This window comes from Rhodococcus sp. BP-261 (genome assembly GCF_019835205.1).
Classification (GTDB): domain Bacteria; phylum Actinomycetota; class Actinomycetes; order Mycobacteriales; family Mycobacteriaceae; genus Rhodococcoides; species Rhodococcoides kyotonensis_B.
This window is the reverse complement of the sequence record NZ_JABUCO010000006.1, coordinates 192,237-215,620: the sequence shown is the minus strand read 5'-3', so window position 1 is coordinate 215,620 and position 23,384 is coordinate 192,237. Positions and strand designations below refer to the sequence as shown.

Below are 23,384 nucleotides of genomic sequence, written 5' to 3'. Positions count from 1 at the left end.
GTGCGGGAAATCCCTGCTGAACCGCACAACAGGAGGGTAAATGTCGTCAGGAACTCCGTTTCACCGGAATCCAGAGCTCACCTGTCCCGGAGGTCCAGTCGTCGCTCGACTGGGTGACCGTCAGGATCTCCGGGCCCGGCACCACCTCGTACGGGTTCGACGGGAACCATTCGCCGAAGGCGTCGGCCCACAGTTGCTGCAGAGCGAGCTGAAAGTCGTTTTCGCTGTGCGCTTCGAACACCACCCACTTCGACGCGGGCACTGCGAGCGAGTCCCAGTCGTCGTGGTTCGTCGCCGACGCGACGGCGAAGTAGTAGTCGAACAGACTGCCGTCGGCGCGGTCGGATTCGAATGCGGTGCTGACGAACAGGATTTCAGGGAGTTCTTCGACGTCGGCACACGCTTTCAGCCGTGCCCCGGTGCCCTCTGGCAGGGTTCGGTGGAACTCCGTCATGGCGGTATTCGGTCCGCTGTACACCAACGGAATTCGGGTCTTGCGGCCGACGATGTGAAATTCGGGTAGGTCGACGATGCGGTATCGCATGGTGCTCCGTCCTTCGATGGTGAGGTGAAACGACAGTGCTTGCTGCGAACGAAGGACGGCGCCCGGACGACGAGCCTGCGACGGCGTCATGCCGTTCATCTGACGGAACGCTCGACCGAACGCATCGCTCGACGAGTACCCGTACCTGACCGCGACATCGAGAATTCCGTCCCCGCTCAGAATGTCCGCTGTCGCCAACGTCATTCGGCGAGCACGGATGTACTGGGTCAGAGACATACCGGCAAGAGCCGAGAAGACGCGTCGGACATGGTATTCCGAGGTCAGCGTGATGCGGGCCAGCTTCTCCGGATCGATCTCGCCCGCAAGGTTGTCCTCGATGTAGGCGAGTGCGTCGTTCCAACGTTCGAGCACGTCCGATCACCTTCTTTCGTTCTGCCGACAACGATAGGAGCGCGAACCCGGCAGTTCTCGACAATTCCCGCCGCGAAAAGTCGGCTACTTCCCGCGCAGGCGCTTCTCCAACGGCGTCGGGAAGCTCGGGACGACCGCCGCCCCGTCGAGCAGATCGGTGATACGCCCTGCCTCGGCGTCGATCACGCGAGAGTCGTTGTCCTCGAACAACTCCGTCACCACCTCACCCGCAGGCGTGACTGCCCAACCGCCGACGATGCGGCCGTCGGACCAGATCGTCGGGCCGATGTTGCCGAACGTGTCGAACAGCGGTTTCTTGTACTCACCGAGGTACCAGTCGCGGTGCTTCCACCCCATGGGCGTCGGATCCAAGGCCGGTAACAGCATGATTCCCGACGCGTTCTCGTCGAATGCAGTGTCCGACAGCATGATTCCGTCACCCGCTTCCAGTGCGACGTCCACCGTGTCGAGTCCAGCGAGCGCAGCACGTGTCTGAGTCTTGTTCCACCCGGTCCACCACTGCACGTCGTCCATCGTCGCGGGACCGAAGACCTCGAGCCACCGATGTGCGAGATCGCGGCGGGCCTGCGCCTCGTCGACGTCGGGAATGCCGCCGGGCCACCACTCGTCGATCGGCGCCCATGCGTGCCGACGCGATGTCCAGGCGCCCCGAGGCTCGACGCGCACCATCTTCCCTTCGGCCGCCATCATCGTCAGCACCTGCGAGGTGACATACCTCTTGACGTCGTAGACCTTGTCGGTCGTGGGCAGAATGGCAGTCTTCAACAGCGTTACCGCACTGGACAATTCGGCACCGGTCGCGGATCCGACCGATCGCAGATGCGTCATCGTCTCTTCTTCGGTCTGCGCGAGCCATGCCGCGACGTCGTCGAGGACGGGCTCGGTGGGGAGCGTCGACACCTCCTTGATCAAGCGTGCCCGCATCGTCTTCGCGACGCCGACGCTGGCCGCGGCATGCACGGTCGGCACGTCGTCGTGTGCGACCACGAACAGCGTGCGACGCATGGCCATGATGCGGACGAGCGAGCGCCGGTCGTACATCGCGGCGCGGACGTCCTCGACGGTCAGCGACCGCGCACGCGCGAGGACCGACAGATACACCGACGCGGGGTCCGTTGCGTGCAGAGCGAACAACGAGGAAACCACGTCTTCCGGTGACCCGGAATCGGCGAACTGACGTGCGACGAGTCGTGCTCGGCGCTGCGCATCGGTGATCTTCACCCGAACAGTGTGACGGCATCGATCAGGAATCGAGAAGTACTCGAAGCCGTGTCCCTTTTATGCTGATCCGCATGGCGGCCATCCTCGACGACATCACGCTCGACGCAGCGGACACTGCGGCTGCGCACTCGTTCTACACATCGGCGCTCGGCGCGCAGGCCGAGGACGGCAGACTCGACCTGCACGGAACCGCCGCAATCCTGATCGGCGACGCTACGACCCCGCCGACGGGCTTCCGCGGCTACACGATGTCGTACATCGTGAAGCAACCCACCGAGGTCGAGACGGTACTTGCAGCTGCTGCAGCGGGTGGCGCGGAGATCCTGAAGCCCGCCAAGAAGATGCTGTTCGGGGCGTTCTCCGGGGTGTTTCGCGCACCCGACGGATCGATCTGGAAAGTTGCAGCGCCGACGAAGAAGGACACCGGACCCTCCCAGAACCCGCCTGTCCCGACCGAGACCGCGGTCCTGTTGGCTGTCGACTCGCCCAAGGCGTCGAAATCGTTCTACGAGGCGCTCGGCCTCACCACGGACCGCGATTACGGCAACAAGTACATCGATTTCGCGCCGGCCCCCGGCGGCTACCGGCTCGGCCTGATGCAGCGGAAAGCGCTGGCGAAGGACGTCGGCGTCGACGACGGCGGTTCGGACGCACGGGGTGTCGTGTTCGGGATTCGCGTGGAGACGTCGTCGGACACGCAGCGGCTACTGGATGCAGCCGTGGCCGCGGGTGGAACGGTCAGCGGGGATGCGCGCTTCCTCGATCCCGACGGCCATGCCTGGGTCGTCACCGCGCCGTAAGTCCTATGATTCATGACGTGGCTCTCCCCGAGACGGCACGCCGGATCCTTGCGGATCTGCCGGACCATCGACGCGCAACGTTCGAACTCCGTCTCGAGCGGTGGTGGCCGGATCTGCACGACGCCGTGACGACCCTGTATTCCGATCCCGACGACGTGGCTGCCGCGCTGGTGACCGTCGCGGCCCGGGGTTTCGTGCAGCGTCCCGACGATCTGCATCGGCTCGACGATCGCCGACTGCTGCAGCCCGACTGGTTCCAACGGCCCGACATGTTCGGTTACGCCTGCTACGTCGACCGGTATGCGGAGACGTTGAAAGGCATGGGGGACAGGCTGGGTCACCTCACCGACCTCGGCGTCACCTATCTGCATCTGATGCCGCTGCTGAAACCGCGTCCCGGAGACAACGACGGCGGCTATGCCGTCATGGACTACCGCTCGGTGCGACCGGATCTCGGGACCAACGACGACCTGCGTGATCTTGCGACGACGTTGCGCGGCAAGGGAATCAGCCTCGTCGTCGATCTGGTGCTCAACCACGTTGCGCGTGAACACGACTGGGCGGTGAAGGCGCGAGCCGGCGACGCGTCCTACCGTGATTGGTTCCACATCTATCCCGATCGCGCGACGCCCGACGCGTTCGAGGCCACGCTGCCGGAGGTGTTTCCGGACTTCGCGCCGGGAAACTTCACGTTCGACGACGAACTCGGGCAATGGGTCTGGACGACCTTCAACGAATGGCAGTGGGATCTGAACTGGTCCAACCCGGCGGTGCTGCTCGAATTCGCCGACGTCGTCATCCATCTGGCGAACCTCGGCGTCGAAGTGCTCCGGCTCGACGCCATCGCATTCCTGTGGAAACGGCTCGGCACCAACTGTCAGAACCAGCCCGAGGTTCACGCGATCACCCAGGCGCTGCGCGCCACCGCGCGGATCGCCGCGCCCGCCACGCTGTTCAAGGCCGAAGCCATCGTCGGGCCGCGAGATCTGTTGCCGTACCTGGGTCTCGGGCGGCACACCGGGAAAGTCTCCGACATCGCGTATCACAACAGTCTGATGGTGCATGTCTGGTCGATGTTGGCCTCGGGCAGCGCCGATCTCGCGCGTCACGCGCTCGGATCACTGCCGCCGACGCCGCCGAGCGGCACCTGGGTCACCTACGTGCGCTGCCACGACGACATCGGATGGGCCATCGACGACGGCGACGCGGCGGGCCGCGGCATCACCGGCGCGGGGCATCGGCATTTCCTGGCCGATTGGTACTCCGGCGAATTCGAGGGATCCTGGGCCGAAGGCGTTGTGTTCCAGCACAATCCAGCGACAGGTGATCGACGCATCAGCGGTACTGCGGCTGGGTTGACCGGACTCGGGCCGTCGCGGAAGGATCCCGACGGGGCGTTCGCGCGGATCTTCCTCGCGCACGCGATCGTTGCCGCGTGGGGCGGCATCCCCGTCGTCTGGAGTGGCGACGAGATCGGGTCTCCGGGCGACGTGGACTGGGCGAGCGAGCCGGGACACGAGGACGACAATCGGTGGATTCACCGGCCGCGCGTCACCGACACCGATCGGGCCGGTCGTGTCGACGAGGGTTCCGACGCACAGAGAGTGTTCGACGGCATCGCCCGCATCGCGGCAGTGCGCGCAGGGCTTCCCATGCTGCATGCCGAAGCGCCCGTGGAAGTGCTGAGCGATGTCGACGACGGTGTGCTGGCGATCGCGCGTCGGCATCCGAGTGGAACGCTCGTCGGGCTGTTCAACGTCACTTGCGAGCATCGGCCGTTCCCGGGAGCGCGGTTACGTGAACTCGGAGTCGCCCCGCGTGAGGTGCTGTCTCAGCACGAACTCGTCGAGTCCGACGGTCTGCTGTGGATCCCGCCGTATGCGGCATGGTGGATCGTCTAGATTCGTTAGCCCTGCTCAGCGTCGGTGACGGAGAGGCGTCCGCGTTATTTCCCTGTTACCCTCCCACCCGAAGGTCGGTCGGAACGGACGAAAAGGGATTGCTGATGTTCTCTCGTGCCCGCAGCATGTTGCTGGGACTCGTGGCCGTATTGATTGCTGCGTTCGGTGCCGTGTTCGTGGGTACGGGCGTCGCGCAAGCAGACTCCACTCTCGTCTACGTGCACTCCGACGCGATGAACAAGGACATCCCCGTCAAGGTTCTGACGGCGGCGGGCGGCGGCCCGGCTCCGACGATCTACCTGCTCGACGGACTTCGCGCGCCCGACGACAACAACGGCTGGCTCATCGAGACCGACGTCGAACAGTTCTTCGCGGACAAGCACGTCAACGTCGTCATCCCGTTCGGTGGTGGCGGAACGTTCTACACCGACTGGCAGCAGCCCGACCCCAAGCTGGGCGTCGTCAAGTGGGAGACCTTCCTGACGCAGGAACTGCCCCCGGTCATGGCTGCGCAGTTCGGCAGCGACGGCGTGAACAACGCAGTCGCGGGCCTGTCGATGAGCGGTACGTCCGCGCTCAACCTGGCAGCCCACCACCCCGACTTCTACAAGGCAGTCGCGTCGTTCAGCGGCTACCCGTCGGCGAGCAGCCCCGGCTACGCACAGGGCATCCAGGTCTCGGTCGGCGAGATGGGCGGCAACGCTCGCAACATGTGGGGCGCATGGCCGTCGGACGCATGGCGCTACAACGACCCGCTGCGTAACGTCGGCGCGCTGCGCAACACCTCGGTCTTCGTCTCGGCAGGCACCGGTTCGCCGCTGACCGATCCGACCGTCAACCCGGTCAGCGCCCAGTTCGACCCGGTCAAGTTCGCGCAGATGGTTCCGCTCGAAACGGCGTCGGGCCTCAGCAGCCGCGCCTACGTCGCAGCCCTCCGAGCAACAGGCAACAACCCCGAGGTTCGCATCACGGGCACCGGCACACACTGGTGGAACTTCTGGGAAGAGCACCTGCACGACGCCTGGTTCACCACGTTCGCACCGGCGTTCGGGCAGTAAACTTCTGCCGGCATTCCTGGCATCGATGGTCCGTGGCAACCGTTGGACGGCTGCTACGGACCATCGATGCGTTCGGGGTCAGTTGCCGCCTCCGCATCGATGGCACACCACAACCGATAGACGGTTGCCACGGACCATCGATGCCGTCAGGGTAGAGGCCATGACCGCACCCAAGATCGACGTCGACTACACCGTCCTCGACTGCCCCGACACCGAAGCGCTGGCCACGTTCTACGCCAAGGTGCTCGGATGGGACCTCGCCAGAAACGACGGCGGCTGGGCGGTACTGCAAGGTCCGGGCGAGCTACGGCTCGCATTCCAGAAGGCGCCCGACTTCACCCCGCTCGACTGGCCGTCGGACGGCATCAAGATCCACCTCGATCTCGTCGTCGACGACATGGAAGCGAGCGAGAAGTACGTGCTCGGACTGGGAGCGACGAAACTCGAAGGCAACGAGAACCATCCGGGGTTCGCAGTGTTCCGCGATCCGGTCGGCCACATCTTCTGCCTGTGTCGGCGCGACTGATTATCATTCGCGCATGAGCACCTTCCTGGTAGAGCGCACCACCACCATCAGCGCGTCACCCGAGAAGATCCACGAACTGATCGACAACTTCCGTAACTGGAAGAGCTGGTCTCCGTGGGAGGGTGCGGATCCGGATCTGCAACGCAGCTACGCCGGGCCCGAGCGGGGAGTGGGCTCGTCGTACGCGTGGGTCGGCAACCGCAAGGCCGGCGCGGGCAGCATGACGATCACCGACTCCAAGCCGGGGCAGATCGTGAAGCTCGATCTGGTGTTCACCAAACCGTTCAAGGCCACGAACGTCACCACGTTCACCATCGATCCAGGGCCGAACGGATCGGAGGTCACCTGGGCCATGACGGGTGAGAACAACCTGTTCTTCCGGCTGCTGGGCAAGGTTTTCCCGATGGACAAGGTCGTCGGCAAGGACTTCGAGAAGGGTCTCGCTCAGCTGAAGGCCCAGGCCGAGTCAAGCAGCTAACTCGTACTGACAGAACGTGGCCTGTACCTGCAGCCATTGCGCGAGGATCTGACACCCCGTCAGGCCGCTGCTGTCGAACGGCTCCGTCGCGTAGGCGATGTGGCGGTTGCCGGACGGGTTCGACACCGTGATGCCGTGCCACGTCAGTGTGCACGGCAGATACCCCCTGAGCTCGTCGGTGGCCGTGCGGATGCGTCGGACATCCCGCATCCATTGCCGCGGTGACACCCGGGTGCGGCCTGCGTTCTGAAAACCGTTGCTGCGCAGCAGAATCCACAGCGCGCGTAGCCAGGTCTTCAGTGTGCGAAAGGACATGTAACGGGTCAGGTCGGCGATGTCGCGGATGTAGCTGTCGGCGCTGGCGTTGCAGATCATGTCCTTCGGATGGCCGACCCACATCACGGACACGCCGTCGGGAAGGCCCGGACCCGCGCCTGCGACGCCACTGCCGTCGCACTCGGCGACGACGCCTGCCGGTTGCTGCGGATCGGAGATCAGCCCGGCCGCGACCACCGAACCCGTCTCGATCTCGCCGGACGCCATCCGGCCCAGCACCGCACGCACCACCGAGCACCCTTGCGAATAGCCGATCAGAGCGACGGGTCCGTCGGTTGCCTCGATCGCGGCGATCAACCGGCGCACGCCCGCCTGCGTGCTCTGGCCGTAGCTCAATCCGCCGACCGCAACGGGACCGTACGACGCCGGGTAACCGACCCACCGTGACGTGAACCGGCTGTCCAAGTTGTCGGTGACGCAGCGCAGAATGCCGGTCACGGCCGTGCGATGGTCGGCTGGATGCGATTCGCCGGTCCCACCCACTGCCAGAACAGTCATCTGCGTCATGCACACGATCCTGGCCGACGAATCTGAGACGAGCACGTGCACGAATCTGAGAAGACTCTGGCAACCGTCAGAGCGCTCGCGCCACATCGTCGACGGCCTCGTCGAGCAGTGACGCATAGGCGTCGGGGTCCGGTACCGCGGATTCCGACGACGTGACGCCGAAGGTCACGACGTCGCCGATGCCGTGCACGCCGTGCGTCAGACCCATGACGGGGGACAGTGCAGGAAAGCCGGCGGTGAAGCGCACCGGACCACCGCCGAGTGTCAGGTCGGCAGGTCCACGCGCAACGGACGACACGACGGTGTTTCCCGTGACCGACTCGGGCACGGCGGTCGCGTCGAACTGTCGGATGCCCCAGCGCAGCAGGACCGCAGGCACCAGCTCCGTCGCACGTGCCTGCGCTTCCATCGCGGGATGTTCCGCGCGGACGCGTCGGGCATCGAGGGACTCGGCGATGCGTCGCGCCCGGACGCGTATGTCGTCGACATCGGGAAACAGGTCGACGCCTGCGTTGCGAAAGTGGTTGTGCGCGTGCCGTTCACCACTCTTGGCTAGAGTCACTTCGGCGCCGAGTTCGGCAGGGACCGCGTCGCCGTGCAGCGCGAGGTAGCGCGACAGCGCAAGCGACACGGCCGTCAGCGCCCCGACGGTGACGGTGATCGGACCGCGCGCCAGGTCCGTGCGGTTCCGTACGACCGTGCGTACCGACGTCGTACCCTCCGGTGCCGTGTTGACACGCGTTCTCGGCCGCCCGGGCGCCTGCGGTGGAACCCGACCCGCCGCAGTGTCGTCACGAAGTAGTTGCTCGAACTCCCGGGCTCGACGGGCGCGCGTCAGAATCTCCACAGGCCCGAGTCGTCGGTGCGGCGGAATCGATATCGGTCGCTGCTCCCGATCGCCGAGCAGGCGTCGTGCGAGAGCCGACGCGACGCGGCCGTCACCGAGGGCATGCGAGAACTGCAGCACGACGACGAGAGTTGGCCCCGCGCAGCGAGGCGCGTCGGACACACACTCGAAAAGATGTATCCGCCAGGGTCTTCGGGAGGCGTCGACTTGATGTGCGAACAGTGCGGCCACCGCCGACAGGCATGCATCCCATCCGCCCGGACAGCCGTGGTGCACGACGCCATCGACGCCGGCCGGAGTTCGGACCGTACGCGGGTAACCGAGACGCGACTCCTCGATGCGTAGGTTCAGCTCGTCGATGCCCCGAGCTGCATCGACCAACTGGCCCAGCACCCCGTCGGCCGCGGCCGACGACTCGAAACAGAACAGCAGGAACTGGTCGTTCGGGATGACGGAAGACATCCAGTACGTCTGGGCATCGGTCGGGTGCAGACGTCCGAGCATCGGCCAAGGATAGCGCAATCGCCGACGTGAAATTGGAACAGGTTCTAGTATTGGTGCGATGGAGCGGTTGAGCGGACTCGATGCAAGCTTCCTGTATCTCGAGACGTCGACGCAGCCCCTCAACGTCTGCGGGATCGTGCAGCTCGAACCGGCGGGCGACGACGTCCGGTACGACGCCGACTCACTGAAGAGAGAACTGTCGAGTCGAATCGCCGCAATCCCCGCGCTACGAAAGAAGCTGTACGACAGTGCGTTCAACTTCGATCATCCCGTATGGATCGAGGACGAGGACTTCGATCTCGACCGGCACTTCCATCACATGACGTTGCCGAAACCAGGAGGAGATCGCGAGATCGCCGAGGCCTGCGCGTATCTCACGGCCCAGCGACTCGACCGATCGAGGCCACTGTGGGAGATGTGGGCTCTCGACGGCACCGCGGACGGCAGAATGGTGATCTTTCTGAAGATGCACCATTCCACCGTCGACGGAGTGTCCGGGGCCAACATCATCTCGCAGCTGTGCAGTCCGGACCGCGACGCACCACCTCCTGAGCCGGTCGAGGGCGTCGGTGCGGCCCATCGATTCGATATCGCAGTGGCAGGGCTCTTCTCGATGGCGAGCAGGCCACTGCACATGGTGGCCATTCTGCCTGCGACCGTCCGCATTCTGACCGGCTGGATCGGCCGTTCGAGGCGTGGTGAGGCGATGCCGCCGCCGTTCGTCGCGCCACGAACCACGTTCAACGGCACGCTGACCGAGCACCGAACCGTCGCGTTCACCAGTCTGCGTCTCGCCGACGTCAAGACGGTGAAGAACGCCTTCGGAGCCAAGGTGAACGACGTCGTACTGGCAATGTGCGCCGGGGCGTTACGTATGTACCTCGATGATCGGGGCGGTCTGCCCGATGCATCGCTCGTCGGCGTCGTCCCGGTCTCGGTGCACGAGAACAGCGGCAGGCCGGGCACCAATCAGGTCTCGGCGATGTTCGCCTCGCTCGCCACGGATATCGCCGATCCGGTGAAACGCCTGCGCGTGATCTCCTGCAGCCACGAGGTCGGCAAGGACCACAACCGTGAAATCGGTGCGACGCTGTTGCAGGACTGGGCCCAATTCGCTTCTCCGGCAACGTTTGCCGTCGCAATGCGCGCGTACGCCGCGCTCGACCTCGCGGAGCGGCATCCCGTCGTCCACAATTTGGTGATCTCGAACGTGCCGGGCCCGCAGCTCCCGTTGTACTTCCTGGGAGCAAGAGTGACCGGATTGTTCCCGCTCGGGCCGATCATGCACGGCGCGGGCCTCAACATCACCGTCATGTCCGGCGACGGCCGCCTGGACGTCGGCATCATCGCGTGCCGTGAACAGGCGCCGGATCTGCAGGCACTGGCCGACGCCATGTCGACGTCGCTCGACGAACTTCTGGGCGCCGCGGCCACACGGGCGGGGGAGGGCTGATGCGTGTTCTCGTGACCGGAGCGACGGGCTTCGTCGGCGCGTGGACGGCCCGAGCGATCGTCGACGCCGGACACGAGGTCCGGTATCTGGTCCGCAGTCCGGCGCGCCTCGAGACCAGTGCCGCGTGCATCGGACTCGATCCCGACGACATCTGGTTGGGCGACATCACCGACCGCGAGTCCGTCGTCCGTGCACTCGATGGATGCGACAGTGTCGTCCACGCAGCGGCCGTCGTCGCCACCGATCCGAGCCGGGCCGACGAGGTGCTGACGACGAACGTCGCGGGCGCGGAGAACGTTCTCGGCGGAGCTGCCATGCTCGGGCTCGACCCGATCGTGCATGTCTCGAGTTTCACCGCGCTGTTCCACCCGGGCCTCGAGTTGCTGCATGCCGGACTTCCCGTCGTCGGCGGCACGGACGCGTACGGGCGTTCGAAAGCCCAGGTCGACGTCTACGCGCGCGGAATGCAGGACGGGGGAGCGCCGGTCGTCATCACGTACCCGGGCATGGTGCTCGGACCTCCCGCGGGCGACCAGTTCGGCGAGGCCGCCGACGGCGTCGAAGCGGCGTTGAAGATGCGGGTGCTGCCGGGGCGTAGTGCGGCATGGCTGGTCGTCGACGTACGAGACCTTGCGGCGATGCACGCGGCCGTGCTCGAACCGGGTTGTGGGCCGCGGCGATTCATGGCCGGTGGACGACGGCTGCCGGTCGACGCGATCGCCGGCATTCTGCGGGACGTCGCCGGTGTGACGGTCGTGCCCGTCTCGGTTCCCGACGCGGCCCTGCGCGTGGTCGGGAAGGCCACCGATCTGCTCGGTTCGGTGGTGCCGTTCGAGACACCGGTGTCGCGCTCGCCGATGTCCGAGGCGGCGATGCAGTACTACACGCAGATGCCGCCGTCCGACGACTCCGCCACCGAAGCCGAACTGGGAGTGAGGTATCGGCTACCCCACGAGACGTTCGAGGCGACGGTGGCGGGTCTAAGGTCGGTCGGTCGGCTCCGACGCGTCAGGCGACGTTGACGAGTCCGACGGTCGGGAAGAAGAAGCAGCTCTTCTCACCGGTCGGGGTGTTGTGCGTGACGTTGCCGAACACCGCGGCAAGCACTGTGCCCGAACCGGTTTCGACGGGAGCGAGGCGAGCGCCCGCTGCGGGTAGGCCGGCGACGAAGTTGGTCAGCGCACCGCGAGCGATCTCGGTCGTGATCGGATCCAGGTTCGCGTTCGCCAGAATGGAGTCGACGAGGGTGTTCGTCGCGCCGCCCATGTCGGCGAAGCCGCCCTTCAGCGTGTTGACGTTGAACCACGCGACCTGCATACCGGCCTTGTCGCCCGAGTCGTCGACGATGCCTGCCGGTACGAACGCGAACATCGTCTCGCCCTTCTCGACGGCGTTCAGCGCGGGCAGCTGAGGCAGAAGGGGGATGGACGGCAACCCGATGTTCGGCCACGGTCCACCCGCCGCGCCTGCGACGGCCGGTGCGATGTCGAGCGGGAGGCCCGGCACTGCAGCGCAGTTGATCGAGGCGGTCGGGTAGAAGAACGGCGTGATGCCGAGCTTCGTCAGAATCTCGTTGGCGGCGTCGAGTGCGGCGAGCGGGTTCGAGTCCGTCGTCTCGGCCACGTCGGTGCGGGAATTGGCGATGGCCGTGGCTGCGGCCAGCGCCGGATCGGTTGCCTCGGCGCCCTGCTGCTGCAGTGTTGTCAACGCCTGCGACAGTGAATCCACAGACACGGGATCAGCAGGCGCAGGATCCGCTGCCGCAGTTGCAGGCAGAGCCAGCAGGGCTGCGCAGGACAGGGCGACCGTTCCCGCTACACGACTGAACCGACGAGACATGTGTGACTCCTGTGACTCATGAGGCGAATGTTACGAATGAGAAGATCGGACCACAGGTTCTCGTTCGTTCTCAAGTCCAGGACTCGTCGGTTGTTCAATCGTTATGCGTCAGCCCACGTTGATGCCGTAGTCGCGCACGATTCCTTCGAGGCCCGACGCATATCCCTGGCCGATCGCGCGGAACTTCCATTCCGATCCGCGACGGTAGAGTTCGCCGAACACCATCGCCGTCTCGGTCGACGCATCCTCGCTGAGGTCGAAGCGCGCGAGCTCACGATCGTCCGCCTTGTTCACGACGCGAATGAAGGCATTGACGACCTGACCGAAGTTCTGGCCGAGCGCGTCGGCGTTGTGAATCGACACAGGGAAGACGATGGACTCGACCTCGGGCGACAGGGCGGTGAGATCGATGTCGATGCTCTCGTCGTCGCCCTCTCCCTCGCCGGTGCGGTTGTCGCCGGTGTGCTCGATCGCGCCGTCCGGCGAGCGGAGGTTGTTGTAGAAGACGAAGAACAGATCGTTCACGGACCTCTTGTTCGAGTTCAGTCCGATCGCGCTGGCGTCGAGGTCGAAGTCGCCGCCCGTCGTGCTGCGCACGTCCCAGCCGAGGCCGATCGTGACTGCGGTGAGATTCGGTGCTTCCTTCGACAGCGAGACATTTCCGCCCTTGGCGAGGGTGACGCCCATGTCTTTCTCCTTCGGTGATGCAGAACCGGTTGGTCTCCACAGTAAGGGAATCGCCGACGAGGCGGATGTGGCTGGCGAGAGTCAGGTGACTGGCGATACGGATGTGAATGTGGTGCAATACGCAAACTGCAAAAAGTAACAGCGTCGATGCCCGCGGGATCGACGACACGCCGTGGGACACCGAATGTGGGGGAAAACCGTGCACGTATCGCGACGCGATCTGTTCAAGTACGCGGCCGTGGGGTCGGCTGCCGCAGTCGGACTGGCGGCCGTGGGTGCGCAGTCGGCGCATGCCGACGGCCTGGGAACGTTGATCGACTACGCGGCGGGCGTTCCGTCGCCCGAATCCATCAAAGCGGCAGGCCATCTCGGAGCCGTGCGCTACGTGTCCGACCGTCGTCCCGGAGCCGAGTGGATGCTGGGCAAACCGATGAAGCGTGACGAGGCGGACGCACTGACCGAGGCCGGACTGGAGGTCGTCTCCAATTACCAGTACGGCAAAGGAACGACGTCGGATTGGCGCGGCGGATATGCGGCGGGTGTGAAGCATGCGAACCGCGGGCTCGAATTGCACCGTGCCGCAGGCGGTCCGGAGAACCGGCCGATCTACGCGTCCATCGACGACAACCCGACGGCCATCGAGTTCGCGACGATGATCGCGCCCTACATCCTCGGCTGGCAGTCCGTCGTCGGCCCGGAGAACACCGGAATCTACGCCAACTCACCGACCATCGAACTGGCGTCCATCGCCGGGCTCGGTCAGTGGTACTGGCAGCACAACTGGGGAACGCCCAAGGGTTTCCGACACCCGAAGGCGCACCTGCACCAGATCAGAATCGACAAGGACAAGGTCGACGGAATCGGCGTCGACATCAACGTCGTTCTGAAACCCGACTACGGCCAGTGGTCGCTGGCCTGAGACAGAAAAGGAACAATCATGGACTTCATCGACGTGCTGTACACGATCGCCGGCTACTTCTATCAGCTCTTCTCGGATTCTTTCTCGTCCTGACGCCCGGACACGGTCAGGAGTAGAAACGCGACGACGGCCAGGAGCGCCACCACGGCGCAGAACACGACGCCTGCCGTCACGAGTCCCCACGCGTTCGCCGCTGCACCCGCGCCGATCACCGGGATCGATATCGCGACGTAGAGCACGACGAAGAACGTCGACGTCACCTCGGCACGCCTGCCTGCAGGCAGTTCCGCGGTGACCGAGGCCATTCCCTTGCTGAACGTGATGCCTTGTCCGACACCGCACACCACCGCGGCGACGACGAGAAGCGGGAACGACGCGAGCAACAGCGACGCTCCCAGTGCCGCGACGCCGACCAGAAGCACGATGCAGCCGGCGCGCTGAGCGAACGCCGCGTCGAGACCCCGCAGCCCGATCTGGGCCGCGGCCGACGCCGCGAAGATCAGGAACACGACGGCTCCTCCCACGGCGTGGTTGTCGACGCCGAGGACCGTCGTCATGAATCCCGGTGAGACGCCGCTGAACAGTCCGAGGACGGCGAAGCCCGCGAACCCGCCGATCGCCGCGCGTGCGAACGTTCCGCGAATCTCGGCGGGGATGGACAGTCGCTGCATGTGTGGCGTGGCACCGGGCTGTACGTCGACGGTCTCGGGCACCAGGAACACCGCTACCGCAGCGATCACCAGCAGCACGATGTCGACGACGAACGTCAGATGCGTCGGCTCCGGAAGATACTGCACCAGAAGGCCTGCGACGAGCGGGCCGAGGCCGAGACCGCCGATGTTGGCAGCCGTCGCGATCGCGGGTGCCTTGGCCTTCCACTTGTCCGGAACCAGTTCGACGAGCGTCACCGTCGCGGTGCCGACGAAGATGCCCGCGGACAGCCCCGACAGCACGCGTCCGACGAGTAGCGCAGCGAGATTGCCCGCGAACACGAAGACCAGCGCGCTGACGATGCCGAACGCAATGCCGCCGAGGAGCAACGGCCGTCGGCCGAGCGTGTCGGACCATCGCCCGAACGCGAGCAGTGCCGCCAGGACACCGAGCGCGTACGCGGCGAAGATGACCGTGATGACCAGAACCGAGAATCCGAACTCGGCCTGATACAGCGAATACACCGGTGTGGGCATCGTCGTGCCCATCATTCCGACTGCGAACGCGTAGGTGGTCGCGACGAACGCGAAGGGTCTGCTCACGAGCAGACCGTACTAGGCGACGAAGAAGGTGCCGATCGTCGGGAGGAACGAGCAGGTCCGCGGAGCTGCCGACGGATCTTCCTTCGACTGCGTCGTGATCGATCCCGAGATGACCGACAGGACGCGGCCGGGGCCGGTGTCGGCGATGGCCGAGATCGTCGCCGGTCCGTCGGGGTTGATGCGCGACGCACCGGTCAGATCGACCGTTCCGCTGCGTCGGTTGTCGAGGTTGAGCCACGTCGCGGTCAGCGGCGCTTCCTGCTTCTCTGCGATCGGAGCAGTGCCGAGGGCGGTGAACACGAAGCCTGCCTGGCCTGCAGCCGGGCCGGGGGGCGGCAGCGTCGCAGGGCCGGGGACGGCGAGCGCGGTACCGACGGAATCGGCGGTGTCCGAGATGCAGCCCTTGCCGAGGGTGGGGTAGAGGAACTGCGCGATGACCGGACCGTCGGACGGCGGCAGTTCCGGTCCGCCGCCACCCGAACCGTCGAGGAACGTGATGACCGCTTCGAGAGTGCTCTTGACGTTGTCCGGAAGTCCCGAGTTCGCCAGCAGTGCTCGCGCTTGGGCGAGAATCTCGGCCTGCGGGCCTGCGGCCGCGTCGGCGGGACCTGCTGCGGCACCGAGAATCGCGGGTGCGAACGACGCGAGCGCCTCGACCTCTGCGTAATCGGGGAGCGGCTGATCCGGAGTGGGGAGGATCAGTGCGGGCAGCTCGGGTGGTGCGGGCTCTGCCGAAGCGGAAGTCGGTACGGCGAGCGCGGCGGCTGCTGCGACGGCTACGGCGGTGACAGCCCTGCGCGATACCCCGAAACGAAGCACTAGTTTCCCCATCCTGATCGTCAACTTCGCCCTGAGGCGGTTGCTGGCTCGAGGGGTCACTCTATGTATCGGACCCTTCCTTGTACAGCCGGTGCCGCCCACCCCGTACCGTCGCAGACTAGCTTGTTACTGAAGTGATCTGTGTGGTTGGTGATGCAAATGTTATTTGTGATCCAGCAGCATCGGAACGCGTCGATCCTGTGACGTGCGTTTGTGAACCCCGAACGAGTTCCCTATAAGCTCGCCGCGTCGGTCTCGAACGGGGGCGGCCGAAGAATGATGCGAACGGGAGCAGAGAAGACGTGAACCGTCTGGTTCGATGTGCCCCGATCCTGCTGGTGCTGTCGGTCGTCGCGAGACTCGCCTGGGCGTTCCTGACGCCCAACGGCATGAATCTCGTCGACCTGCACGTGTACGTCGACGGCTCCGCCGAGTTGCTGCGCGACGACCTGTACGACTTCACGTACTCCGAGGAAACCCCCGATTTCCCGCTGCCGTTCACGTATCCACCGTTCGCGGCGCTGGTGTTCTTCCCGCTGCACTACCTGCCGTTCACCCTCGTCGGCGTCTGCTGGCAGCTCGCGACGATGGCGGCGATGTTCCTGCTGATCAAGCTCAGCCTCGGATTGGTTCTGGGCGACGAGACGGCCCAGTCCCAGCGCTGGACACGCGTCGCCATGCTGTGGACGGCCATCGCGCTGTGGACCGAGCCGGTCCGCACGACACTCGACTACGGGCAGGTCAACGTCTTCCTCGCCCTCGGTGCACTCGTCGCGATTCGGAGTTCGCGGTGGTGGGTGGCAGGCGGTCTCGTCGGGATCATCGCGGGAATCAAGCTCACGCCGGCCATCACCGGTCTGTATTTCGTCGCGACCAGGAGATGGAAAGCCGCGATCTTCTCCGCCGTCGCGTTCGGTGCGACCGTCGGCCTCAGCTACCTGATCCTCGGGCATCAGGCGGGTACCTATTTCACGACGCTGCTGGGCGACGCCGATCGCATCGGCCCGGTGGGATCGGTGTGGAACCAGTCGCTGCGCGGCGCGATGAGCCGCGTCGCCGGTCACGACGTCGGCTCCGGTCCCGTCTGGATCGTGGGCGTCGCGATCTGCGCTGTGCTGGCGTTCTTCGCCTGGCGCGCGCTGCGTGCCGACGATCGACTGGGCACGCTCGTCGTGGTGCAGCTGTTCGGTCTGCTGGTGTCGCCGATCTCGTGGTCCCACCATTGGGTCTGGGTCATGCCGCTGCTGGTGTGGTTGTTGCACGGACAGGATCGGCAGCGCCTCGGCACCAAGCTCGTCGCCGCCTATTGGCTGGCGACGACGCTCGTCGGCGTGCCGTGGATTCTCAGTTTCTTCCAGGACTCGATCTGGCTCGTGTCCCGACCCGGCGTGTTGGCGTGGCTCGGCGCGGTCGACGTGGTCGGCGCTCTTCTCGTCTACGGCTGGACGATTTACCTGGGCCGGATCAATCGTCGGGAAGAAGTGCGTTTATCTCGTGAGCGAGATGTACGTCCTTCTTCGTGAGGCCGCCCGCGGAATGCGTCGACAACCTGAAGGTGAGTTTTCTCCACCGAATGTCGATGTCGGGATGGTGATCGGCGGCCTCTGCCGCGTCGGCCACGCGCGAGACGAACTCGATGGCGGCCGGGAACGTCGGCATCTCGACGGTGCGCACGATCTCCTGCCCGTCGAGTGTCCATCCCGGAAGACCGGTGAGAGCATCGTCGATGTCGGAATTCGAAAGCTTGTCATCCCCACTCATGAATCGATGGTGACATGGGCACACTCGTCGTTGCAGGCGCACTGGTCTCGAATGGATTGCTTCTGCTGGCCCAGCGATCCCGACCCTCCGACCTCGCGGGCCGATGGGAACTGCCGGGAGGCAAGGTCGAGGACGGTGAGAAGCCGGAGGACGCACTCGTGCGCGAGCTACGCGAGGAACTGGGTGTGGAGACCTCGGTGGGGGAGCCGCTCGCGGGTGACGTCGAGTTGTCCGGCGCGCTGACACTTCGCGCCTACCTCGTCGAGTTGATCTCGGGAACGCCTGTGCCGCTGGAACATTCGGATCTACGGTGGGTCGATGCCCGCGGGCTGGGAGAGATCGATCTGGTCGACGCGGACCGTGCCTGGATACCGGAACTGAGCGAGCTGCTCAGGCAGCCCGGGCCTTTTTGAGGCCCTTCTTCAGATCCTTGCCCGTCGCACCCTGATCTTCCAGTTTCTTCATCCGCATGATGACGACGGGGCACTTCAAGCACCTGGTCTTCTTGCGGCAACATTTCTTCTTGGGCTTCAGACCCGAGATGTCCTTGGCCTTGACCTTGCCCATGTATTTCGCTCCGCGCTCGAGAAGAACAATCCGGTGAACTTCAGGCCAAGAGTACTGCGTGGTGTGGGTCACCTCGTAGCAGCGGGTAAACTCGATCGGTCGCGAGAACCTCGCGGTGCAGCGCGCTTCTCTAGCGACATAAGCCCGCTAGCGAACAAGAGCCCGCATTCGACCCAGGAGAATTTTTCGCGTGAGCGCCCCCACCAGTACTGAGACCACCACATCGTTCCGCAACGTCGCCATCGTTGCACACGTCGACCACGGCAAGACCACGCTGGTCGACGCCATGTTGCGTCAATCGGGAGCGTTCGCCGAGCGTGCCGAACTCGTGGACCGAGTCATGGACTCCGGTGACCTCGAGAAGGAAAAGGGCATCACGATTCTGGCGAAGAACACCGCTGTTCACCGCCACAACGCCGACGGCACCGTCACCGTCATCAACGTGATCGACACCCCCGGCCACGCCGACTTCGGTGGTGAGGTCGAGCGCGGCCTGTCCATGGTCGACGGCGTCGTCCTGCTCGTCGATGCTTCCGAGGGCCCGCTGCCGCAGACCCGCTTCGTGCTCCGCAAGGCGCTCGCCGCGTCGTTGCCGGTCATCATCGTGGTCAACAAGACGGACCGTCCCGACGCACGTATCGACGAGGTCGTCTCCGAGTCGCAGGACCTGCTCCTCGACCTGGCATCCGACCTCGACGACGACGCGGCCCAGGCCGCCGAGGCTCTGCTCGACCTTCCGGTTCTGTACGCGTCGGGCCGCGAGGGCAAGGCGTCGCTGAACCAGCCCGAGAACGGTGCCGCACCCGACACCGAGAACCTCGACGTCCTGTTCGACGTTCTGATGGAGCACGTTCCCGCCCCCAAGGGCAACGCGGACGCGCCGCTGCAGGCGCACGTCACCAACCTCGACGCGTCGGACTTCCTCGGTCGCCTCGCGCTCGTCCGTATCCACAACGGCCAGCTGCGCAAGGGCCAGAACGTCGCATGGATGCACGCCGACGGCGTCAAGAACGTCAAGATCACCGAGCTGCTCAAGACCGTCGGCGTCACCCGTGAGCCCGGTGACGTGGCAACCGCCGGTGACATCGTCGCCGTCGCGGGCATCCCGGAGATCATGATCGGTGACACCATCGCCGACCCCGAGAACGCCGTCGCACTGCCGACCATCACCGTCGACCAGCCGGCCATCTCGGTCACCATCGGCACCAACACGAGCCCGCTCGTCGGCCGCGTCAAGGGCCACAAGCTGACCGCACGCATGGTCAAGAGCCGCCTCGATTCCGAGCTCATCGGTAACGTCTCGCTCAAGGTTCTCGACATCGGTCGCCCCGACGCCTGGGAGGTGCAGGGCCGTGGTGAGCTGGCGCTGGCCATCCTCGTCGAGCAGATGCGTCGCGAAGGCTTCGAGCTGACCGTCGGCAAGCCGCAGGTGGTCACCCGTCAGGTCGACGGCAAGGTGCACGAGCCGTTCGAGGAACTGACCATCGACACCCCCGAAGAGCACCTCGGTGCCATCACCCAGCTCCTCGCGAACCGCAAGGGCAAGATGGTTCAGATGACCAACCACGGAACCGGTTGGGTCCGCATGGAGTTCATCGTCCCGTCGCGCGGCCTGATCGGCTTCCGTACCGACTTCCTCACCGAGACCCGCGGTACCGGCATCGCCAACGCCGTGTCGCACGGATACGGCCCGTGGGCAGGCGAGATCCGCGCCCGCCACACCGGTTCGCTCGTCTCCGACCGCACCGGCTCGGTTACGCCGTTCGCGATGATCCAGCTCGCCGACCGTGGCACGTTCTTCGTCGACCCGGGTGCCGACACGTACGAGGGCATGGTCGTGGGCATCAACCCGCGCGCCGAGGACCTCGACATCAACGTCACCAAGGAGAAGAAGCTCACCAACATGCGCTCCGCGACGGCCGACGCCACGGAGACACTGGCGAAGCCGATCGAGCTCACCCTCGAAGCCGCGATGGAGTTCTGTGCCGCCGACGAGTGCGTCGAGGTCACCCCGGAGGCCGTGCGCGTCCGCAAGGTGCACCTGTCGCAGACGGACCGTGCACGCGAGCGTTCGCGTGCGAAGTCGCGTGACAAGGCTGCTCTGTAAGGTGCGCTGACGCGCCCGTGCGTGCTCGGTCGGGTAGAGACCGGGCACGCACGGGCCACGACGAAGGAGTGGCATATTGCGGCAGCGACTGCACACCGCGGGCATCGGACTCGTCGCCCTGGCGCTCGCAGCATGCACCGCCAATCCGCCTCCACCGGTGGAGAGCGCTCCGACGACCACGACGACCACTCCCGTCGCGCCCGTCGAAACGGGTGACCAGGTCGTCGTCGCGATCGACGACGTCGGCAACGGATTCAATCCTCATCTGTTGTCGGATCAGTCGCCCGCAAACTCGGCCGTCAGCGCGCTGGTTCTGCCCAGTCCGTTTCGGCCGACGCTCGATCCGGCCGACCCCACGCGTACCGTCTGGACACCGGATCCGTCTCTGCTGATCTCGGCGGAGGTCACGTCGCAGAATCCGTTCACGGTGCGTTATCAGCTCCGCAACGAAGCGCAGTGGTCCGACAGCGCCCCGATCGCCGCCGAGGACTTCCGCTACCTGTGGCGGCAGATGATCTCGCAGCCAGGCGTCGTCGACCCTGCCGGCTACGCGCTGATCGAGGACGTCCAGTCGTCGGGCGGTGGCAAGACCGTCGACGTGACGATGCGTCAGCCATACCCGAATTGGCAGCGTCTGTTCACCGATCTGTTGCCCAGCCACCTGTTGAAGGATTCGCCGGGTGGTTTCCAGAGTGGTCTGTCCGACAACGTGCCGGTATCGGGTGGGCGGTTCAACATCAAATCCGTCGACCAGGGTCGCGACGAAATTCTGCTCGAACGCAACGACCGGTTCTGGGACGAGCCCGCTCTTCCCGATCGGATTCTCCTCCGCCGCGGCGGTACCGCGGCTCAACTCGCGGACTCGTTGCGCTCGAAAGATGCTCAGGTGGCACAGGTTCGGGCCAGCTCCGCGACGCAAGCGCAGCTGGCCGCGATTCCCGGTGTGCGCACCGACATCAGGTTCCAGCCGCGCGTTCTCGACCTGACGCTCAACGGGCGTACCCCGGAGCTCGCCGATCCCGAAATGCGACGCGGCATTCTCGGGCTGCTGGACCCGGCGTTGCTGTCGACGGTCGCGGCCGGAAGCGGCTCGGCGGATCATCCTGCGCGAGCACAATTGTCGAGCCCGTCCGATCCGGGATACGGGCCGACTGCACCCGCTCCGATCGGTCGCGACGCCGCGCTGGCGTCGCTGAATCGCAGCGGTTACGTACCGCCTCCGGACGGGAGCATCGGAAAGGCCGGTGTGCCACTGACATTCGTCATCGGTGCCGTCGAGGGTGACAGCACTGCGTTGGCGGTGGCCAACACGGCGGCCGACCAGTTGGCAGGTGCGGGAATCGCGGCGACCGTGACACCACTGCCCGCAGAGGAGCTCTACGGCACCGCGCTGACCGAGGGACAGGTCGACGCGATCGTGGGATGGACGAGCGTCGGCGTCGACGCGGCCACGGTGATGGCGTCGAGGTTCGGATGCGCCGCCGTCGACCCGATTCCCGCGTCCGACGACATGCCGGCTGTGGCGCCGAGCAACACGTCCGGGCTGTGTGTGCCAGAACTGACCGATTCGGTGAATCGTGCTCTGGCAGGCGAACTCTCGGTCGATGCACTGAAAGCCGAAGCCGAGCCGCAGCTGTGGTCGCTGTCGGCCGTGCTACCGATTTCGCAGGATTCGTCCGTCGTTGCCGTCGGCAACGACGTCGAGGGTGTGTCGCTCGCAGGTCCGATCGAGGTCGGAATCTTCGGCGACGCAGCGACATGGATGAGGACCGGAACCAAGTGAGATTGCTGCTCGTTCATGCACATCCGGACGACGAGACCATCACGACGGGCGGAACCATCGCACACTACGCGCAGGCGGGTGTCGAGGTCACCGTTCTGACGTGTTCGCTCGGTGAAGAGGGCGAGGTCATCGGCGACCGATGGGCGCACCTGATCGCCGACGAGGCAGATCAGCTCGGTGGCTACCGTATCCACGAATTGCACAGGGCCCTGGACGTTCTCGGCGCGGGGACCCCGCACTTCCTCGGTGGCGCCGGACGGTGGCGTGACTCCGGCATGGCCGGCACGGCTGCCGCCGCCAATCCACGGGCGTTCGTCAATGCCGACCGCGACGAGGCGCTGACGGCCATGCTGACGGTCGTGCGTGCGGTCAAGCCCCACGTCGTCGTCGGCTACGACCCGGAGGGTGGCTACGGCCATCCGGATCACCAGCAGGCCCACTCGCTCGTCACCGAAGCGTTCGACATCGCCGGATCCGACCTGTATCCGGATGCGGGCGCGCCGTGGACGCCGTCGAAGTTCTACTGGACCGTCACCGGCGCCGATCAACTGCGCGACGGCATCGCCGCGATCGAGGACGTTCCGGACGGGTGGCGTATGCCCGAGCCGGGTGAACTGCCGAGCGTCCCCGAGGACATCGTCACGACGTCACTCGGCGTGCGCGGCGTGTTCCATCTGAAGCGTGAGGCGCTGAACGCACACGCGACGCAGGTGACGGTGGCCCCGTCGGGCGTCGAGTACGCACTGTCCAACAACATCGTTCAGCCCATTCTGGCCGACGAGCAGTACGTTCTGGTGCGGGGCAAGCTCGGCGACGTGGATGCGTCGGGACGCGAAGGTGATTTGTTCTCCGGCGTGTGACACTATGTGCTGCATCACGTCGGCGCCGATATGTGGGGTGGATCACGAACATGTACAACTGGGTAGTGCAGGACGCCATCGTCGCGTTCGTGAACTCGCTGATGCCGGACTTCCCGCGTCAGGAAATGCTGTATCAGCAAGGCCTCACCGATTTCGCCAACATCATGAGCAACCTGCTGACGTCGTTGGGATACCCTCCGGTCTCCTGAATCGTGCTCGTA

24 protein-coding genes are annotated in these 23,384 nt (G+C 65.4%); 14 read left to right on the top strand and 10 right to left on the bottom strand.

The window, feature by feature from the left end:
• Positions 1-46: 46 nt before the first annotated feature.
• Entirely contained in the window at positions 47-916 is an 870-nt protein-coding gene (locus HQ354_RS10045; protein WP_222634912.1) for a helix-turn-helix domain-containing protein, read from the bottom strand.
• An 84-nt stretch (positions 917-1,000) separates the two neighbouring features.
• On the bottom strand, positions 1,001-2,158 hold the full coding sequence (locus tag HQ354_RS10040) for a winged helix DNA-binding domain-containing protein (RefSeq protein ID WP_222634910.1): 1,158 nt from the start codon (positions 2,156-2,158) through the stop codon (positions 1,001-1,003).
• Between the two features lie 71 nt (positions 2,159-2,229).
• On the opposite strand from HQ354_RS10040, the gene HQ354_RS10035 reads away from it, so the two are divergent.
• The 5 genes from HQ354_RS10035 (at position 2,230) to HQ354_RS10015 (ending at position 6,921) form a co-directional block, all read left to right on the top strand.
• Positions 2,230-2,958, top strand: a complete 729-nt coding sequence (locus HQ354_RS10035; RefSeq protein WP_222634908.1) for a VOC family protein — start codon at positions 2,230-2,232, stop codon at positions 2,956-2,958.
• A 17-nt stretch (positions 2,959-2,975) separates the two neighbouring features.
• Positions 2,976-4,859 (top strand): alpha-amylase family protein, encoded by a 1,884-nt coding sequence (locus HQ354_RS10030; RefSeq protein WP_222634907.1) that lies wholly within the window; start codon positions 2,976-2,978, stop codon positions 4,857-4,859.
• Positions 4,860-4,963: 104 nt separating this feature from the next.
• Entirely contained in the window at positions 4,964-5,917 is a 954-nt protein-coding gene (locus tag HQ354_RS10025; RefSeq protein WP_114328384.1) for an alpha/beta hydrolase family protein, read from the top strand.
• A gap of 160 nt (positions 5,918-6,077) precedes the next feature.
• Positions 6,078-6,443, top strand: coding sequence for a VOC family protein (locus tag HQ354_RS10020; protein ID WP_068427909.1), 366 nt, complete (start codon positions 6,078-6,080; stop codon positions 6,441-6,443).
• Positions 6,444-6,456: 13 nt separating this feature from the next.
• The gene (locus tag HQ354_RS10015; protein WP_068427912.1) at positions 6,457-6,921 is read left to right on the top strand and encodes an SRPBCC family protein; all 465 of its coding nucleotides are present in this window, start codon (positions 6,457-6,459) and stop codon (positions 6,919-6,921) included.
• On the opposite strand, the gene HQ354_RS10010 is transcribed toward HQ354_RS10015, so the two are convergent.
• Both HQ354_RS10010 and HQ354_RS10005 read right to left on the bottom strand, forming a co-directional pair.
• Entirely contained in the window at positions 6,910-7,764 is an 855-nt protein-coding gene (locus HQ354_RS10010) for a PE-PPE domain-containing protein (RefSeq protein ID WP_222634905.1), read from the bottom strand. The two genes, HQ354_RS10015 and HQ354_RS10010, sit on opposite strands and share 12 nt — an antisense overlap.
• Positions 7,765-7,831: 67 nt before the next feature.
• The gene (locus HQ354_RS10005) at positions 7,832-9,115 is read right to left on the bottom strand and encodes a WS/DGAT domain-containing protein (protein WP_222634903.1); all 1,284 of its coding nucleotides are present in this window, start codon (positions 9,113-9,115) and stop codon (positions 7,832-7,834) included.
• A gap of 58 nt (positions 9,116-9,173) precedes the next feature.
• Here HQ354_RS10005 and HQ354_RS10000 point away from each other — a divergent pair, with 58 nt between their 5' ends.
• Both HQ354_RS10000 and HQ354_RS09995 read left to right on the top strand, forming a co-directional pair.
• Positions 9,174-10,568 (top strand): wax ester/triacylglycerol synthase family O-acyltransferase, encoded by a 1,395-nt coding sequence (locus tag HQ354_RS10000; RefSeq protein WP_167674831.1) that lies wholly within the window; start codon positions 9,174-9,176, stop codon positions 10,566-10,568.
• Entirely contained in the window at positions 10,568-11,590 is a 1,023-nt protein-coding gene (locus HQ354_RS09995; RefSeq protein ID WP_167674829.1) for an NAD-dependent epimerase/dehydratase family protein, read from the top strand. Before HQ354_RS10000 ends, HQ354_RS09995 begins: the two co-directional genes overlap by 1 nt.
• Here HQ354_RS09995 and HQ354_RS09990 read toward each other — a convergent pair.
• Together HQ354_RS09990 and HQ354_RS09985 are read right to left on the bottom strand one after the other, a co-directional pair.
• A complete protein-coding gene (locus HQ354_RS09990) occupies positions 11,577-12,407 on the bottom strand; it encodes a hypothetical protein (RefSeq protein ID WP_222634900.1) in 831 nt (276 codons plus the stop codon). The two genes, HQ354_RS09995 and HQ354_RS09990, sit on opposite strands and share 14 nt — an antisense overlap.
• Positions 12,408-12,515: 108 nt before the next feature.
• Positions 12,516-13,094 (bottom strand): TerD family protein, encoded by a 579-nt coding sequence (locus HQ354_RS09985; RefSeq protein ID WP_068427926.1) that lies wholly within the window; start codon positions 13,092-13,094, stop codon positions 12,516-12,518.
• Between the two features lie 184 nt (positions 13,095-13,278).
• Between HQ354_RS09985 and HQ354_RS09980 the strand changes: the two genes are divergently transcribed.
• Positions 13,279-14,013, top strand: a complete 735-nt coding sequence (locus HQ354_RS09980) for a DUF1906 domain-containing protein (RefSeq protein WP_068427928.1) — start codon at positions 13,279-13,281, stop codon at positions 14,011-14,013.
• A gap of 62 nt (positions 14,014-14,075) precedes the next feature.
• Here HQ354_RS09980 and HQ354_RS09975 read toward each other — a convergent pair whose 3' ends face one another.
• Positions 14,076-15,266 carry an MFS transporter gene (locus tag HQ354_RS09975; protein WP_114328399.1) on the bottom strand — a complete coding sequence of 397 codons (1,191 nt, stop codon included), beginning with the start codon at positions 15,264-15,266 and terminating at the stop codon, positions 14,076-14,078.
• Positions 15,267-15,278: 12 nt separating this feature from the next.
• A complete protein-coding gene (locus tag HQ354_RS09970) occupies positions 15,279-16,097 on the bottom strand; it encodes a hypothetical protein (protein WP_068427933.1) in 819 nt (272 codons plus the stop codon).
• A gap of 290 nt (positions 16,098-16,387) precedes the next feature.
• Between HQ354_RS09970 and HQ354_RS09965 the strand changes: the two genes are divergently transcribed.
• Positions 16,388-17,608 (top strand): mannosyltransferase, encoded by a 1,221-nt coding sequence (locus tag HQ354_RS09965; protein WP_068427936.1) that lies wholly within the window; start codon positions 16,388-16,390, stop codon positions 17,606-17,608.
• On the opposite strand, the gene HQ354_RS09960 is transcribed toward HQ354_RS09965, so the two are convergent.
• Positions 17,550-17,846: a 4a-hydroxytetrahydrobiopterin dehydratase gene (locus HQ354_RS09960; protein ID WP_068427939.1), complete on the bottom strand. Its 297-nt coding sequence runs from the start codon at positions 17,844-17,846 to the stop codon at positions 17,550-17,552. The genes HQ354_RS09965 and HQ354_RS09960 overlap by 59 nt on opposite strands.
• A 14-nt stretch (positions 17,847-17,860) precedes the next feature.
• On the opposite strand from HQ354_RS09960, the gene HQ354_RS09955 reads away from it, so the two are divergent.
• Positions 17,861-18,259: a (deoxy)nucleoside triphosphate pyrophosphohydrolase gene (locus HQ354_RS09955; RefSeq protein ID WP_068427943.1), complete on the top strand. Its 399-nt coding sequence runs from the start codon at positions 17,861-17,863 to the stop codon at positions 18,257-18,259.
• On the opposite strand, the gene HQ354_RS09950 is transcribed toward HQ354_RS09955, so the two are convergent.
• Entirely contained in the window at positions 18,237-18,413 is a 177-nt protein-coding gene (locus tag HQ354_RS09950; RefSeq protein ID WP_165839483.1) for a hypothetical protein, read from the bottom strand. The two genes, HQ354_RS09955 and HQ354_RS09950, sit on opposite strands and share 23 nt — an antisense overlap.
• A gap of 190 nt (positions 18,414-18,603) precedes the next feature.
• Between HQ354_RS09950 and typA the strand changes: the two genes are divergently transcribed.
• The 4 genes from typA to HQ354_RS09930 all read left to right on the top strand — a co-directional run bounded on the left by typA (position 18,604) and on the right by HQ354_RS09930 (position 23,372).
• Positions 18,604-20,520 (top strand): translational GTPase TypA, encoded by a 1,917-nt coding sequence (gene typA / locus HQ354_RS09945; protein WP_068427950.1) that lies wholly within the window; start codon positions 18,604-18,606, stop codon positions 20,518-20,520.
• Between the two features lie 76 nt (positions 20,521-20,596).
• On the top strand, positions 20,597-22,303 hold the full coding sequence (locus HQ354_RS09940) for an ABC transporter family substrate-binding protein (RefSeq protein ID WP_222634896.1): 1,707 nt from the start codon (positions 20,597-20,599) through the stop codon (positions 22,301-22,303).
• A complete protein-coding gene (gene mshB, locus HQ354_RS09935) occupies positions 22,279-23,163 on the top strand; it encodes an N-acetyl-1-D-myo-inositol-2-amino-2-deoxy-alpha-D-glucopyranoside deacetylase (RefSeq protein ID WP_222634894.1) in 885 nt (294 codons plus the stop codon). Before HQ354_RS09940 ends, mshB begins: the two co-directional genes overlap by 25 nt.
• 50 nt (positions 23,164-23,213) lie before the next feature.
• Positions 23,214-23,372, top strand: coding sequence for a hypothetical protein (locus HQ354_RS09930; RefSeq protein ID WP_165839484.1), 159 nt, complete (start codon positions 23,214-23,216; stop codon positions 23,370-23,372).
• The last annotated feature ends 12 nt before the right edge of the window (positions 23,373-23,384 follow it).

Coding starts and splice junctions, on each gene's coding strand:
- HQ354_RS09960 (WP_068427939.1), bottom strand. CDS start 17,846: ATGAGTGGGGATGACAAGCTTTCGAATTCCGACATCGACGATGCTCTC.
- HQ354_RS09955 (WP_068427943.1), top strand. CDS start 17,861: ATGGGCACACTCGTCGTTGCAGGCGCACTGGTCTCGAATGGATTGCTT.
- HQ354_RS09990 (WP_222634900.1), bottom strand. CDS start 12,407: ATGTCTCGTCGGTTCAGTCGTGTAGCGGGAACGGTCGCCCTGTCCTGC.
- HQ354_RS10010 (WP_222634905.1), bottom strand. CDS start 7,764: ATGACGCAGATGACTGTTCTGGCAGTGGGTGGGACCGGCGAATCGCAT.
- HQ354_RS10020 (WP_068427909.1), top strand. CDS start 6,078: ATGACCGCACCCAAGATCGACGTCGACTACACCGTCCTCGACTGCCCC.
- HQ354_RS10000 (WP_167674831.1), top strand. CDS start 9,174: ATGGAGCGGTTGAGCGGACTCGATGCAAGCTTCCTGTATCTCGAGACG.
- HQ354_RS09985 (WP_068427926.1), bottom strand. CDS start 13,094: ATGGGCGTCACCCTCGCCAAGGGCGGAAATGTCTCGCTGTCGAAGGAA.
- HQ354_RS09980 (WP_068427928.1), top strand. CDS start 13,279: ATGTGGGGGAAAACCGTGCACGTATCGCGACGCGATCTGTTCAAGTAC.
- HQ354_RS10015 (WP_068427912.1), top strand. CDS start 6,457: ATGAGCACCTTCCTGGTAGAGCGCACCACCACCATCAGCGCGTCACCC.
- HQ354_RS09995 (WP_167674829.1), top strand. CDS start 10,568: ATGCGTGTTCTCGTGACCGGAGCGACGGGCTTCGTCGGCGCGTGGACG.
- HQ354_RS10035 (WP_222634908.1), top strand. CDS start 2,230: ATGGCGGCCATCCTCGACGACATCACGCTCGACGCAGCGGACACTGCG.
- mshB (WP_222634894.1), top strand. CDS start 22,279: ATGGATGAGGACCGGAACCAAGTGAGATTGCTGCTCGTTCATGCACAT.
- HQ354_RS09950 (WP_165839483.1), bottom strand. CDS start 18,413: ATGGGCAAGGTCAAGGCCAAGGACATCTCGGGTCTGAAGCCCAAGAAG.
- HQ354_RS09970 (WP_068427933.1), bottom strand. CDS start 16,097: ATGGGGAAACTAGTGCTTCGTTTCGGGGTATCGCGCAGGGCTGTCACC.
- HQ354_RS10005 (WP_222634903.1), bottom strand. CDS start 9,115: ATGCTCGGACGTCTGCACCCGACCGATGCCCAGACGTACTGGATGTCT.
- HQ354_RS09930 (WP_165839484.1), top strand. CDS start 23,214: ATGTACAACTGGGTAGTGCAGGACGCCATCGTCGCGTTCGTGAACTCG.
- HQ354_RS10025 (WP_114328384.1), top strand. CDS start 4,964: ATGTTCTCTCGTGCCCGCAGCATGTTGCTGGGACTCGTGGCCGTATTG.